Below are 14,192 nucleotides of genomic sequence, written 5' to 3'. Positions count from 1 at the left end.
CTCAATATTCCTGCAACCTGAATCCCTGGAGGCTCCAGCATTGGACGTCGGTGAACGACTGCAATCCATCCGTAAGCTCAAAGGTCTTTCCCAGCGTGAGCTCGCCAAACGCGCGGGTGTTACCAACAGCACTATTTCGATGATCGAGAAGAACAGCGTCAGCCCCTCGATCAGTTCGCTGAGGAAGGTACTGGGCGGGATTCCCATGTCCATGGTCGAGTTCTTTTCCGAAGAAATCCTGCAGGAAAAACCGACTCAGATCGTCTACAAGGCCCACGAGCTGATCGATATTTCCGATGGGGCAGTGACCATGAAACTGGTCGGTCGGGCTCACCCGAGCCGGGCTATCGCGTTCCTCAACGAAATCTACCCGCCAGGCGCCGACACCGGTGACGAGATGCTCACCCATGAGGGCGAGGAAACCGGAATTCTGGTGGAAGGTCGGCTGGAGCTTGTGGTCGGGCTCGAAACATTTGTGCTCGAAGCCGGCGATAGCTACTACTTTGAAAGTACCAAGCCGCACCGCTTCCGTAATCCGTTCGATGCCCCGGCGCGACTAATCAGCGCAGCCACTCCAGCGAATTTCTAAGAGAAGAGGCGTCCTGCCCGGATTGTGGAGACGCCCATGCTGTATTCCCATCCCACGACAAGACCCCTTCGACTTTGGGGTTGTTTCAGTGTGACGGGCTTACCGCTATACTTGCGCCCGCCTGCGAACCGTGGCCGTGGGCGTGACTAGCCACCATTGAGGGTGTACGCGTGAACCTAATTATGAAAATGCTGGCCGCACCAGCAACCGTATTGGCCCTTTGGGCAGTCAGCGCACAGGCAGCGACCAACGACGATATCGCTAAACGTCTTGAACCCGTCGGCCAGGTTTGTGTGCAGGGCAAAGAGTGCAAGGGGATGGAAGTCGCTGCTTCTGCGGGTGGTGGTGATGCCAAAACCCCAGACTCAGTGATTGCAAAACATTGCAACGCATGCCACGGCACCGGCCTGTTGGGCGCACCGAAAGTCGGTGATGCTGCAGCCTGGGGCGAGCGTGCCAAGAAAGAAGGCGGCCTTGATGGCTTGCTGGCGAAAGCAATTTCCGGCGTCAACGCGATGCCACCAAAAGGCACTTGCGCCGATTGCTCTGATGGCGATCTCAAGGGCGCCATCCAGAAGATGTCCGGTCTGAAATAACCCCGTCTTCAACGAAAAGCCGCTTTCGAGCGGCTTTTTTGTGCCTGCGATTTTCCCCTGAGGCTATTCTTTGCGGCAAAGACCCGGCAAGCTCGGTCCAACCCCAATTCATGGAACGGGCGGGAGGATCAGATGGTGCAGTTGTGTTCTATCGAACAGGCGGTCGATGATGTCCTGGCGCGGTTGCCTGCGCATATCCACATGGGCTTGCCCCTGGGGCTGGGCAAACCCAATGACTTCGTCAACGCACTGTATCAACGGATCGCGCAACTGCCCGAGCGGCAACTGACGATTTACACCGCCCTGTGCCTCGGACGCCCGCCATTGGGCGATGGCTTGCAAAAGCGCTTCCTCGAACCCTTCATCGAAAGGGTGTTCGGCGATTATCCGGAGCTGGATTTTCTCGCCGACCTGCATCGCGACAGCCTGCCGGCCAACATTCACGTCCATCAATTCTTCCTGCAGCCAGGCAGCCTGCTTAACAGCGCATCGGCCCAGCAGGATTACGTCAGCAGCAATTACAGCCACGCCGCCCGGGACATCAATGCCGCTGGCTTGAATCTGGTCGCGCAACTGGTCGCCAGCCACAGCGAGCATCCCGATCGCCTGAGTTTGAGCTGCAACCCGGACATCACCCTCGACCTGTTTCCGATGATCGCCAAACGCCGGGCGGCGGGGGAGACGATCCTGATGGTGGGCCAGGTACACAACGATTTGCCGTACATGCCCGGCGATGCGGAAATCGGCATCGACAGCTTCGACCTGCTGATCGACGCGAAGGACAGCACCACGCTGTTTTCCACGCCGAATATGCCGGTGGGTTTTCAGGATCATTTCATCGGCCTGCACGCCAGCACGCTGGTGCGCGACGGCGGTACCTTGCAGATTGGCATCGGCGCCATGGGCGATGCCCTGACGGCAGCGTTGCTGGCGCGGCAGGCTGACAGTGACGGTTATAAGGCGTTGCTGGCGGATCTGAATCTCAGCCAGTGGGCGCAGTTGATTGAGCGTGAAGGAGGCATCGAACCGTTCGCCAAAGGCCTTTACGGTTGCAGCGAAATGTTCGTCAACGGCTTGCTGGTATTAGCGGACGCCGGGATCGTGCGGCGCAAGGTCTACCCGGACGTGCCGACCCAGCAGCAGGCAAATGCCGGAACGCTGGACGAGGCCGCGCAGACTGATGGCATCTCGGTGCATGGCGGATTTTTCCTCGGGCCGCGCAGTTTCTATGAACGCCTGCGGGAGATGCCTCAAGGCAAACGGCTCGAATTCAACATGACCCGCATCAGCTACATCAACGAGCTCTACGGTCAGGAAGAACTCAAACGCTTGCAGCGCCTCGATGCGCGCTTCATCAACACTGTCTTCACCATGACCTTGCTCGGCGCCGGCGTGGCCGATCAACTCGAAGACGGGCGGGTGCTGAGCGGTGTCGGCGGGCAATACAACTTCGTCGTCCAGGGCCATGCGCTGGAAGGTGCGCGTTCGATCTTGCTGCTACGCAGTTGGCGCGAGTCGGGCGGTGAAGTCAGTTCGAATATCGTCTGGGATTACGGCCACTGCACGATCCCACGGCACCTGCGGGACATCGTCGTCACCGAGTACGGCATCGCCGATTTGCGGGGCAAGACCGACGCGGCGGTGATCGAGGCGTTGCTGAACATCAGCGACTCACGCTTCCAACCGGGGCTGATCGAGCAGGCGCAGAGCGTTGGCAAATTGCCGAAGCATTTTCGCCTCGATCCGCGTTTCGCCGACAACAGCCCACAGCGGTTGCAGGCCATTCAGGGGCGGCATTTGAATCTGTTTCCGGAATATCCGCTGGGCTGTGATTTCACCGCTGAGGAACGGGACTTATTGCGGGCGCTGAACTGGTTGAAGAGCAAGTTCAAGCTCACGGAGATTCTGGAATTGGGCAAGGCTGCGCTGGATGCGCCAGCGGCTTCGGAATTCCCGGCGCATCTGGAAAGGATGCAGCTGACCAAGCCGGAGGGGTTGAAAGAGGATTTGTTTCAACGGCTACTGCTCACCGGCCTGAAAGCCACCGCTTTGTAACGGCCAGCGGAGACCAAATGTGGGAGCGGGCTTGCTCGCGAATGCGGTGTGTCAGTCAAAGTTGATGTCGACTGACACACCGCATTCGCGAGCAAGCCCGCTCCCACACTGGTTTTGCGGTGTGGCGGTTTATTCGATGAAGGTTACAACGCCATCCTTCAGCGACTGCACCCGCGCCAACGATTCCACGCGATAACCTTGGGCATCCAGCTCCGCACGACCACCCTGGAACGACTTCTCGATCACAATACCCAAACCGGCCACGGTCGCTCCGGCCTGTTTGATGATCGAGATCAGCGCTTGCGACGCCTTACCGTTAGCCAGGAAGTCGTCGATGATCAGCACGCGGTCGCTGCTGGTCAGGTGGCGCGGGGAGATCGCCACGGTGCTTTCGGTTTGTTTGGTGAACGAGTAAACGGTCGCCGACAGCAGGTTTTCAGTCAGGGTCAGGGACTGATGCTTGCGGGCGAAAATCACCGGCACGCCAAGGTTCAGGCCGGTCATGATCGCCGGGGCAATGCCCGAGGCTTCGATCGTGACGATCTTGGTGATGCCCGAATCCTTGAACAGCGTGGCGAATTCGTCGCCGATCAGCTTCATCAGGGCCGGGTCGATCTGGTGGTTCAGAAAGGCGTCGACTTTCAGAACCTGGTCGGAAAGCACGATGCCTTCTTCGCGAATTTTCTTGTGCAGTGCTTCCATGAAGCTTTCCTCTACTGGCGCCGTGTGCGCCTAGCTTGTAAAAAGTGTTCGGTTAAAAAGTGCTCAATTCTAGCGCTTTAACATCGCGCGTATATCCGCCAATGCGGTATTGCCGCGAACCGCTTTGACTTCAACGGGAGTGTCGTCGTTACCTTCCCAGGCCAGGTCGTCCGGCGGCAGTTCATCAAGGAAACGGCTAGGCGCGCAGTCGATGATCTCGCCGTATTGCTTACGCTTGGCGGCGAAGGTGAACGCCAGCGTCTGACGCGCTCGGGTAATCCCGACGTAGGCCAGGCGGCGTTCTTCTTCGATGGTGTCGGCTTCGATGCTGGAGCGGTGCGGGAGAATTTCCTCTTCCATGCCCATGATGAACACGTAGGGGAATTCCAGACCCTTGGAGGCGTGCAAGGTCATCATCTGCACACCTTCGGCGCCATCCTCTTCTTCCTGCTGACGCTCCAGCATGTCGCGCAGGACGAGTTTGCCGATGGCGTCTTCGACGGTCATCTCGCCTTCTTCGTCTTTCTCCAGCGTGTTTTTCAGCGCCTCGATCAGGAACCAGACGTTACCCATGCGGTAATCGGCGGCCTTGTCGCTGGAGCTGTTGGTGCGCAGCCAGTTCTCGTAGTCGATGTCCATGACCATGCTGCGCAGGGCGGAGATCGGGTCTTCGCCGGCACACTGCTCGCGGACCTTGTCCATGAAACGCTTGAAGCGCGACAGGCGATCGGTGAAGCGTGTGTCCAGATGCTCGCCCAAGCCGATTTCGTCGGTGGCGGCGTACATCGAGATTTTTCGCTCGGTGGCGTAGTTGCCCAGCTTTTCCAGCGTGGTCGAACCGATCTCCCGGCGTGGAACGTTGATCACCCGCAGGAAGGCGTTGTCGTCGTCCGGGTTCACGATCAATCGGAAGTAGGCCATCAGGTCTTTCACTTCCTGACGTCCGAAAAAGCTGTTGCCGCCGGACAGGCGATACGGAATCTGGTGGTGCTGCAGCTTCAGCTCGATCAGCTTGGCCTGGTAGTTGCCGCGATACAGGATCGCAAAATCGCTGTATGGCCGATCCGTGCGCAGGTGCAGGGTCAGCAATTCGACGGCCACGCGCTCGGCTTCGGCGTCTTCGTTGCGGCAACGGATCACGCGGATTTCGTCGCCGTGGCCCATCTCACTCCACAGCTGTTTTTCGAACTCGTGCGGGTTATTGGAGATCAGCACGTTGGCGCAGCGCAAGATACGGCTGGTGGAGCGGTAGTTTTGCTCGAGCATGACCACTTTCAGGGACGGGTAATCGTCCTTGAGCAGCATCAGGTTTTCCGGACGGGCGCCGCGCCAGGCGTAGATCGACTGGTCGTCGTCGCCCACCACGGTGAACTGGTTGCGTTTGCCGATCAGCAGTTTCACCAGCAAATACTGGCTGGCGTTGGTGTCCTGGTATTCGTCCACCAACAGGTAGCGGACCTTGTTCTGCCATTTTTCCAGGATATCGTCGTGTTCCTGGAACAGTTTTACCGGCAGCAGGATCAGGTCGTCGAAGTCCACCGCGTTGAACGCCTTGAGCGTGCGCTGGTAGTGGGTGTAGACGATGGCTGCGGTCTGTTCCTTGGGATTACGGGCGTTTTCCAGGGCTTCGGGCGGCAGGATCAGGTCGTTTTTCCACGAGCCGATCATGTTCTTGATCTCGTCGACGCCGTCGTCGCCCGAGTATTCCTTCTGCATGATGTCGGTCATCAGGGCTTTGACGTCGGTCTCGTCGAAGATCGAGAAGCCCGGTTTGTAGCCTAGCCGCACGTGTTCCTTGCGGATGATGTTCAGGCCCAGGTTGTGGAAGGTGCAGACCGTCAGGCCGCGGCCTTCGCCACCTTTGAGCAGGGTGCCGACCCGTTCCTTCATCTCTCGCGCGGCCTTGTTGGTAAAGGTCATGGCGACAATGTATTGGGCGCGGATGCCACAGCTCTGGATCAGATGCGCAATTTTGCGAGTGATCACGCTGGTCTTGCCGGAGCCTGCGCCGGCGAGCACCAAAAGAGGGCCGCCGACGTAGCTCACGGCTTCTTGCTGCCGGGGATTGAGTCGGGACATACGAAATCAGGGAGTCATTAGCGAAATGGGCCGGCATTTTAACAGGCTCAGCGAATTGTGCTGCTCTCTCCGACTTGTGACGCAACACGCTATCTCTATTTGCCGGTTTTGCTACTTTCACGCAGGATGCGCAGTGAAATTGCGTCTAATGTTCGTATTCAATACGCCAAAGTCGTGTTTGATAACCGATGTCATGTTGTCATTGGTTATCTGCGCGGCATAATGCCCGCCGCCTACATCTTTGCAGAGTCTAGGGAGCTAGCTTGTCTACGCCTGTCGAACCCTTGCGTTTGCTGCTACTGGCCGAAGAGCCGGCGTGGGCAGCGTTGTTGCGCGAGTGTCTGGCTCCGATGGGGAGTTCGGCTGTGCTGCTCAGCGCGCCGAGCTGGGAGTCGGTCAGCAACCTGTTTGATGACAACCGCAGCGCGGTGTTGTTGACGATTCCTGCTCTCCAGCCGGCACCCGGCCGTTGCAATCTGCCGACGGTGTTGCTGCTCGAACACGAGCCGCTGGCGCCGCCCGATGGTGTGAGCGACTGGCTGGTGCGCAATCTGCTGGATCCCGGCATGTTGCGCCGCTGCCTGCGCCATGTGCGTGAGCGCGGCGTGCTGGAAAACACTTTGCAGCGCCTGGCCGAGCAGGACCCGTTGACCGGTATCGCCAACCGTCAGGGTTTCCAGACCTTGCTGGCGGCGCGTCTGGCCGAAAACGAAGGTCGCGGCCTGGCCCTCGGTCACCTCGACCTCGACAACTTCCGACACGCCAACGACGCCCTCGGCCACCAGGCCGGCGATCGGTTGATCCTGCAAGTGGTCTCGCGGCTGAAAAGCCAACTGGAGGCCAGCGATCAACTGGCGCGGCTGGGCAGCGATGAATTCGCCCTGCTGATCGACACCCGCCGCGCCCCTCAGCGCGCCGAATGGATGGCCGAACGCATTACCGAAGCCCTGTCCGAACCCTATTGGGTCGACGGCGAAAGCCTGTTGATCGGTTCCAGCCTTGGCATCGCTCACGCACGAGCGCAGGCCGGCCCCGACCCGTTGATGTGGCACGCGCACATCGCCATGCAGCAGGCCAAGAGCACTCAGGGCTGCACCTTTCACATCTTCAACGAGCGGATCAATCGCAATGCCCGCAGCATCGCCGACCTCGAAAGCGAGCTGCGCCGGGCCTTGCGCCGCGATGAGCTGGAATTGCATTACCAGCCGCGCCTGAACCTTGAGGACGGCCAGATTGTCGGCCTCGAAGCGTTGGTGCGCTGGCGTCATGGCGAACGCGGCTTGCTGCCCCCCAGCGAATTCGTGCCGCTGGCCGAGCAAAGCGGCTTGATCGTGCCGTTGGGTTACTGGGTGATTTCCCGGGCCTTGCGAGACATGCAGGCGTTACGCGAACGAGGTCTGCCAGCGCTGCATATGGCAATCAACCTGTCGTTCCGGCAGTTTCAGGACAGCCAGTTGCTGTCGACCCTGAGCCGGCTGATTGCCGAGCGAGGCGTCGAGGCGCAATGGCTGGAATTCGAACTGACCGAAACCGCGGTGATGCGTCGCAGCGATCTGGTCAAGCAGACCATGGACGCTCTCGGACGTTTGGGCGTGCGCTTCTCGCTGGACGATTTCGGCACCGGGTTCTCTTCGTTCGTGCACCTCAACAGCCTGCCGATTGCGTTGTTGAAGGTCGATAAGAGCTTTGTCGGCGGCATGGAAGAACGGGAAGAGAATCGCAAGCTGGTCCACGCGATGATCAACCTGGCGCACAACCTCAACCTCGAAGTGGTTGCCGAAGGAGTGGAAACAGCGGAGCAGCTGGATTTGTTGCGCGGCTTTGGTTGCGATCAGGTGCAGGGGTATCTGATCAGCAAGCCGTTGCCGTTGGCAGAACTGGTTGAGTATTTGACCTTTGGCAGCAGTCAGCAGCCTGCACTGGAAGTCGTGGTTTAAACTCGGACAAATGTGGGAGCGGGCTTGCTCGCGAAAGCGGTGTATCAGTCACCGTAGATGTCGACTGACACACCGCTTTCGCGAGCAAGTCCGCTCCCACAGGGGATCTCAGTCAGGCTGAGCGACCTGGAAATTCTGCTCTGACGTCGGCTCCCGCCGAATCATCCGCTTTATCTTCCACTCAAACGCCAGTGTCAGACTCACGGCCGCACACGCCAGCCCCAGCGCCAGGCCCCACCAGACCCCCGTTGGCCCCCAGTTCAAATGGAAGGCCATCCACCAAGCGGCCGGTGCGCCGATCAGCCAATAGCAACCCAAACCCACCAGGAACGTGGTCTTGGCATCCTTGAGCCCGCGGATGCAGCCCATGGCGATGGTTTGCGTGCCGTCGAACAGCTCGAACCACGCCGCTACTGCCAGCAGGCTCACAGCCAGGTTGATGACTTCGCGGAACGCCGGGTCGTTGTGGTCCAGGAATAAGCCGATCAACTGATGCGGCAGCAGCCAGAAGACCATGGCAAACCCCAGCATCGACGCAGCGCCGAAGGCGATCCCGACCCGTCCGGCCAGTCGCGCATCGAGCAATTGCCCGGCGCCGTAATGCTGGCCGATGCGCATGGTGATCGCGTAGGAAAGCCCCGCAGGAATCATGAACGCCACCGAGACGATTTGCAGGGCGATCTGGTGCGCCGCCAGTTGCGTACTGCCCATGGTGCCCATGCACAGCGCGGCGAAGGCGAACAGGCCGACTTCCACCGCATAGGTGCCGCCAATCGGCAGGCCCAGGCGCCACAACTCCTTCAAGTACTGACGGTTGGGCCGCGACAGACCCTGACGCAACGGATAGGCGTTGTAAGCCGGATGCCGACGAATGTGCAGCGCGAGCGCCAGCGCCATGAGGTTCGCAACGATCGCCGTGACCAGGCCGATGCCCACCAGGCCCATTTTTGGTAGGCCGAACATGCCGGTGATCAACGCATAGTTGAGCAGGAAGTTGGCCACGGTGCCGGCGAGGCTGATGACCATCACCGGCGTCGCCCGGCCGATGGCGCTGGTGAAGCCGCGCAGCGCCATGAAGCTCAGATAACCGGGCAGGGCGAACGGCAGAATCAACAGAAACTGGCCGGCAGCCTGGACGTTGGTTTCGGTCTGACCGAACAGCAGCAACACCGGTTTCAGGTTCCACAGCAGCAAGCCCGCCACCAGCGCCATCAACCATGCCAGCCACAACCCGGCCTGGGTCAGCCGCGCGGCGCCAATGATGTCGCCCGCGCCCTGACGGATCGCCACCAAGGTGCCGACGGCGGCGATCACGCCGATGCAGAAAATCGACACGAACGAATACGTCGCCGCACCCAGACCGCCACCGGCCAGTGCTTCGGGGCTCAGGCGCGCCATCATCAATGTGTCGGTGAGAACCATCAACATGTGCGCCAACTGCGAGGCAATCAACGGCCCCGCCAGCCGCAGGATGGCCCAGAGTTCAATACGCGCTGGATGCTGCATGATCATCACGCTCGAGTGTCAGAGATAACAGGAAGCGTCGATTCTCGGCGCTCTGCGGGGTTTTCACAAAGGGATAAAAAGGATGGGTGGCATGATTAAAACTCATGCTGGGGAGTTTCTGATAAGTTGGTGCAATCGCGCTATAGGAGCTTTCCTGATGTCTCGTCGTCTTCCTCCCTTGTATGCCCTTCGAGCATTCGAAGCGGCGGCGCGGCATAGCTCGTTTACCCGCGCCGCCGAAGAACTGTCGATCACGCAAAGTGCGGTCAGTCGGCACATTCGTACGCTCGAAGAGCATTTCGCCTGTCGGCTGTTTCATCGCAGCGGGCGCAACCTGCAACTGACTGAATCGGCGCGGCTGATCCTGCCCGGCATTCGCGAAGGCTTCACCGCCCTCGAACGGGCCTGCAATACGTTGCGTGCCGAGGACGACATCTTGCGCATGAAAGCCCCGTCGACCCTGACCATGCGCTGGCTGTTGGCGCGGCTCAGTCGTTTTCGGCACCTGCGACCGGGAAACGAGGTGCAATTGACCAGCGCCTGGATGGACATCGATAGGGTGGACTTCAACCACGAACCCTTCGATTGCGCCGTCATCCTCAGCAACGGGCATTTTCCACCGGACTGGGAGGCGACTTTCCTGTTCCCCGAAGAGCTGATTCCGGTAGGCGCGCCGAATCTTCTGAAGGATCAACCGTGGGACGTTGCGCGCCTGGCCAGTACCGAGCTGTTGCACCCGACGCCGGACCGTCGCGACTGGCGCAACTGGCTGGAGCGCATGGGCCTGACCGATCAAGTCTCGCTCAAGGGCGGGCAGGTCTTCGACACGCTGGAGCTGGGCATGATTGCTGCTGCCCGGGGTTACGGCGTGTCCATGGGCGATTTGCTGATGGTGGCGGAGGATGTTGCGCAGGGACGTCTGAGTTTGCCGTGGCCGACGGCCGTCGCCAGTGGTGAGAATTATTACCTGGTCTGGCCGAAAACCCGCCCCGGCGGTGAGCGTTTGCGCCGCCTCAGCGATTTCCTGCAAGGCGAAGTCCGGGCCATGGAATTACCGGATGTCGAACGCCTGGGGTGAATCGATGGAGCCGCTGCAATGGCGGCCTTGAGCCATATCCCCGTTAATTACTCAAGTATTCAGCTTTGCCGCCGAAAATCTGCTGATGGCACCGTCGTGCAGGTTCCATGTTTTCCCCACAATCAGAAATTTTGCCGAGTGTGCGATGCGATCAAAATGATCCGGCCACTGGGTCAGGAGCTGTCATGTCTCAACCTCGTGCTCGGATTGCCTCACAGCTGGGTCTTGCGCTTGCCGTGATTCTGGCGATTGTCATCAGTGGCAGTACAGTATTCGCCCTGCGCTCGCTGGACACCGCCAACCTCGCCACCCGCGAAGAGCATCTGGCCAGTGAGGCCCGCTTGCTTGCCGATCAGCTGAGCACCTTTCACGGCACCCTGCGTGAAAGCACCCAGCGCCTGGCCGGCCTGTTCGAGAAGCGCTTCAGCGCCGGTTTGAGCGTGCATCCGGATGAGCCGGTGACAGTGGCGGGTGTGCAGACCCCGGGCCTGCACTTGGGCAGTGAAGTGTTGAACAACAACTTCGCCGAAGTCGACGAATTCAAGCAGATGACTGCAGGTGTCGCGACCGTGTTCGTGCGCAGTGGTGAGGAGTTCATTCGGGTCAGCACGAATGTCACCAAACAAGACGGCAGCCGCGCCATTGGCACTCTGCTCGACCACGCGAACCCGGCTTACGCCCGTTTGATGGCGGGGCAGAGCTACGTGGGTCGAGCTTTGCTTTTCGAACGCTTCTACATGTCGCAGTACACTCCCGTACGCGACAGCAGCGGTAAGATCATTGCCGTGCTGTACGTAGGATTCGATTACACCGACGCGCAGAACGCGCAGTTCGCCAACCTCAAACGCTTCCGCATCGGCCAGACCGGTTCCCTGGCGTTGCTGGATGAACAAGGCAAATGGCTGGTGCCGATTGCCGGTGTGCAAGCGCTGGATCAGGCGGGATCGAGCATCGTCGGTCTGGCCAAGACACCGGGCAAAGGCGACTTCTGGAACGACAAGTCGCAAGACTTTTACAGTGTTGCCGTGCCGTTCGAAGGCGGGCCGTGGTCGGTGGTGGCGAGCATGCCGAAAACCGAAATCCGCGCCGTGACCTGGAGCGTCGGCATTCAATTGGCGATCGGCAGTTTGCTGGCGATGTTGCTGGCGGTCGGTGCGGCGGTCTGGTTGCTGCGCAGCAAACTGGCCCCGCTGGGTGATCTGGTGCGTCAGGCCGAAGCCTTGGGCGCTGGTGATTTGAGTGTTCGCCTCAACGTGTCGAGCAATGACGAAATCGGCCAACTTGCCCGCGCCTTCAATCAGATGAGCCAGGCCCTGTCGACCATGGTCGAGCACATCCGCAAGGCCTCGGGAGAGGTCAACAGCCGTGCCCAGGCGTTGTCCGGTTTGTCCGGTGGCGCCTATGAAGGGATGGAGCAGCAGTCCGGCGAAATCACCAGCATGGCCGGCGCCGTAGAAGAATTCAGCGCCACCTCGCTGAACATCGCCGACAACATGGGCAACACCCAGCGTCTGGCGCAGGAAAACGCACAGCAAACCCAGATCGGTCGTACGTCGATGGACGAAGCGTCCTCATCCCTGGAGCAAATCGCCGGTGCGCTGAACAGCACCGCGACGGTGATCAATACCTTGGGGCAGCGCTCCCAGGAAATCGGCGGCATTGTTGGGGTGATTACTTCGATCGCCGAACAAACCAACTTGCTGGCGCTCAACGCCGCCATCGAAGCCGCCCGCGCTGGTGAGCAGGGCCGTGGGTTTGCGGTGGTGGCCGATGAGGTGCGCAACCTGGCCTCACGCACCCGCCAGGCCACTGACGAAATTTCCGGGATGATCCAAAGCATCCAGCAGGAAACCGGCAACGCCATCAGCACCATGGAGCAAGGCAACGTGCTGATGCAGGAAGGCCTGTCGCGCAACGCCAACGTCGCCTCGGCACTGGCGCGGATCGATGAACAAAGCCGATCGGCCGGTCAGCAATTCGCCGCCATCACCACCGCGACCCAGGAACAAAGCAGTACCGCGACCTTGCTCAGCAGCAATCTGCAAAGCATCGCTTTGGCGAACAGTGAACAGCGCGAAGTGGTGTCGAACCTGGCTGTGACGGCCAAAGAGCTGGAGAAGCTGGCGGCGGATTTGCGGCATGAGGTTGACCGGTTTCGTTGAGTCGCCTCTGAAATAGTCTTCGCGAGCAAGCCCGCTCCCACAGTAGATCTGCGGTGAACACAGTATGTGTGAACACCCGAGATCAAAATGTGGGAGCGGGCTTGCTCGCGAAGGGATCGACCCAATTCCCGATTTGTCTCAATGCTGTGTATCAATTACTCACTAGTAGTCTTCCTTGGCATTTAGCACCAGTGTCTCGATTTTTATGCTTGCTGAAACGTTTCTTCAAGTCTATAAAATTGGCACAACTCCAAGAAAGGCTGCTGCCATGACCCCGCTCAAACTCTTCGTTGCCCTCAGCGCACTGTCCGCTGCCTCCCAAGCCATGGCCTGGGACTACGTCCTGCTCGACACCGACAAAGCCGCCCAGAACTGGCAAATCACCAGCCAGCAACTCGGCGTAAAAACCGACAAACCCTTCAGTGTGACCCTGCGCACCTTGCATGGCGGCCGGCAGGAAGGCGTCAGCATCGTCGATATCGATAACGGCACGATGAAACTTTCGGTGGTACCGACTCGCGGCATGAACGTCCTGCAGGCCTCGGTCGGCGATGTGCGCATGGGCTGGGATTCGCCGGTCAAGGAAGTGGTCAATCCATCCTTCATCGAACTCAACGGCCGTGGTGGCCTGGGCTGGCTGGAAGGTTTCAATGAGCTGGTCACCCGCTGTGGCTACGAATGGGTCGGTCATCCCGGTATGGACAACGGCGAACTGCTGACCCTGCACGGTCGCGCCGCTAATATCCCTGCGAACAAAGTTACCCTGCACATCGACGAAAAACCGCCGTACGCCATCACTCTGCGCGGCGAGCTGAAAGAGCAGGCGTTCAAGAAAGTCGACTTCTCGGTTGCGACCGAACTGGTCACCGAGCCTGGCAGCGTAGCGTTCGCCCTCAACGACACCCTCACCAACAATGGCGACTATCCGAAGGAATACCAGGCGCTGTATCACAGCAACTTCAGCACCCCATTCCTGGAACAGGGCGCCCGCTTCGCCGCGCCGGTGAAACAGGTGTCGCCATTCAACGACAAGGCCAAGGGCGATCTGCCCGACTGGCAAACCTACCGCGCACCGACCAAGGACTACGACGAAACGGTCTACAACGTGGTGCCGTATGCCGATGCCAAGGGCGATACGTTGACCGTGCTGCATAACAAGGCCGGCAGCTTGGGCGTTTCGGTCGGCTTCAACACTCAAACACTGCCCGTGTTCTCCCTGTGGAAGAACACCGATACCCAGGGGCAGGGCTATGTCACAGGGCTGGAGCCGGGGACGAGTTTTTCCTATAACCGCCGGTATCAGCGGCCACTGAACCTGGTGCCGACGATTGGGCCGAAGGAACAGAAGCAGTTCGGGATCAGCTACAGCTTGTTAGCGGATAAGGCGGCTGTGGATAAGGCGTTGAAGCGGGTGAGCGAGATTCAGGGTGGGCGGGAGACTGAGGTGCGGCAGACGCCGTTGGTTGATCTCACCAAGGGGTGATGCCT

General features: G+C 59.7%; 10 protein-coding genes. 7 read left to right on the top strand and 3 right to left on the bottom strand.

Annotated elements, in window-relative coordinates:
• The first annotated feature begins 40 nt into the window (after window positions 1-40).
• The 3 genes from KVG95_RS14035 (at window position 41) to KVG95_RS14025 (ending at window position 3,240) form a co-directional block, all read left to right on the top strand.
• Window positions 41-589, top strand: a complete 549-nt coding sequence (locus tag KVG95_RS14035) for a cupin domain-containing protein (protein ID WP_007894746.1) — start codon at window positions 41-43, stop codon at window positions 587-589.
• Between the two features lie 182 nt (window positions 590-771).
• The gene (locus KVG95_RS14030) at window positions 772-1,185 is read left to right on the top strand and encodes a c-type cytochrome (protein ID WP_367616756.1); all 414 of its coding nucleotides are present in this window, start codon (window positions 772-774) and stop codon (window positions 1,183-1,185) included.
• Window positions 1,186-1,317: 132 nt separating this feature from the next.
• Window positions 1,318-3,240, top strand: coding sequence for an acetyl-CoA hydrolase/transferase C-terminal domain-containing protein (locus tag KVG95_RS14025; RefSeq protein ID WP_217856854.1), 1,923 nt, complete (start codon window positions 1,318-1,320; stop codon window positions 3,238-3,240).
• Between the two features lie 129 nt (window positions 3,241-3,369).
• On the opposite strand, the gene KVG95_RS14020 is transcribed toward KVG95_RS14025, so the two are convergent.
• Together KVG95_RS14020 and rep are read right to left on the bottom strand one after the other, a co-directional pair.
• Window positions 3,370-3,942 (bottom strand): xanthine phosphoribosyltransferase, encoded by a 573-nt coding sequence (locus tag KVG95_RS14020; protein ID WP_007934646.1) that lies wholly within the window; start codon window positions 3,940-3,942, stop codon window positions 3,370-3,372.
• A gap of 69 nt (window positions 3,943-4,011) precedes the next feature.
• Window positions 4,012-6,021: a DNA helicase Rep gene (gene rep / locus KVG95_RS14015; protein ID WP_007894754.1), complete on the bottom strand. Its 2,010-nt coding sequence runs from the start codon at window positions 6,019-6,021 to the stop codon at window positions 4,012-4,014.
• Between the two features lie 263 nt (window positions 6,022-6,284).
• Between rep and KVG95_RS14010 the strand changes: the two genes are divergently transcribed.
• Window positions 6,285-7,958, top strand: coding sequence for a putative bifunctional diguanylate cyclase/phosphodiesterase (locus tag KVG95_RS14010; protein WP_217856853.1), 1,674 nt, complete (start codon window positions 6,285-6,287; stop codon window positions 7,956-7,958).
• A gap of 108 nt (window positions 7,959-8,066) precedes the next feature.
• Here KVG95_RS14010 and KVG95_RS14005 read toward each other — a convergent pair whose 3' ends face one another.
• A complete protein-coding gene (locus KVG95_RS14005; protein ID WP_217856852.1) occupies window positions 8,067-9,464 on the bottom strand; it encodes a NorM family multidrug efflux MATE transporter in 1,398 nt (465 codons plus the stop codon).
• A 157-nt stretch (window positions 9,465-9,621) separates the two neighbouring features.
• Between KVG95_RS14005 and KVG95_RS14000 the strand changes: the two genes are divergently transcribed.
• The 3 genes from KVG95_RS14000 to KVG95_RS13990 all read left to right on the top strand — a co-directional run bounded on the left by KVG95_RS14000 (window position 9,622) and on the right by KVG95_RS13990 (window position 14,187).
• A complete protein-coding gene (locus tag KVG95_RS14000) occupies window positions 9,622-10,542 on the top strand; it encodes a LysR substrate-binding domain-containing protein (protein WP_048396276.1) in 921 nt (306 codons plus the stop codon).
• Window positions 10,543-10,727: 185 nt separating this feature from the next.
• Complete coding sequence (locus KVG95_RS13995; protein WP_217856851.1) at window positions 10,728-12,704, top strand: methyl-accepting chemotaxis protein; 1,977 nt, start codon at window positions 10,728-10,730, stop codon at window positions 12,702-12,704.
• Window positions 12,705-12,972: 268 nt separating this feature from the next.
• Window positions 12,973-14,187 (top strand): aldose 1-epimerase family protein, encoded by a 1,215-nt coding sequence (locus tag KVG95_RS13990; RefSeq protein ID WP_038980773.1) that lies wholly within the window; start codon window positions 12,973-12,975, stop codon window positions 14,185-14,187.
• Window positions 14,188-14,192 lie beyond the last annotated feature (5 nt).

It is taken from the genome of Pseudomonas farris, assembly GCF_019145235.1.
GTDB classification, from domain to species: Bacteria; Pseudomonadota; Gammaproteobacteria; order Pseudomonadales; family Pseudomonadaceae; genus Aquipseudomonas; species Aquipseudomonas farris.
The sequence above is the reverse complement of the archived record's forward strand: the minus strand, read 5'-3'. Positions and strand labels throughout refer to the sequence as shown.

What these genes read in the sequence shown, in the direction of transcription:
- KVG95_RS13995 (WP_217856851.1), top strand. Translation starts at nt 10,728, where the DNA reads ATGTCTCAACCTCGTGCTCGGATTGCCTCACAGCTGGGTCTTGCGCTT.
- KVG95_RS14030 (WP_367616756.1), top strand. Translation starts at nt 772, where the DNA reads ATGAAAATGCTGGCCGCACCAGCAACCGTATTGGCCCTTTGGGCAGTC.
- KVG95_RS14005 (WP_217856852.1), bottom strand. Translation starts at nt 9,464, where the DNA reads ATGCAGCATCCAGCGCGTATTGAACTCTGGGCCATCCTGCGGCTGGCG.
- KVG95_RS13990 (WP_038980773.1), top strand. Translation starts at nt 12,973, where the DNA reads ATGACCCCGCTCAAACTCTTCGTTGCCCTCAGCGCACTGTCCGCTGCC.
- KVG95_RS14020 (WP_007934646.1), bottom strand. Translation starts at nt 3,942, where the DNA reads ATGGAAGCACTGCACAAGAAAATTCGCGAAGAAGGCATCGTGCTTTCC.
- rep (WP_007894754.1), bottom strand. Translation starts at nt 6,021, where the DNA reads ATGTCCCGACTCAATCCCCGGCAGCAAGAAGCCGTGAGCTACGTCGGC.
- KVG95_RS14025 (WP_217856854.1), top strand. Translation starts at nt 1,318, where the DNA reads ATGGTGCAGTTGTGTTCTATCGAACAGGCGGTCGATGATGTCCTGGCG.
- KVG95_RS14000 (WP_048396276.1), top strand. Translation starts at nt 9,622, where the DNA reads ATGTCTCGTCGTCTTCCTCCCTTGTATGCCCTTCGAGCATTCGAAGCG.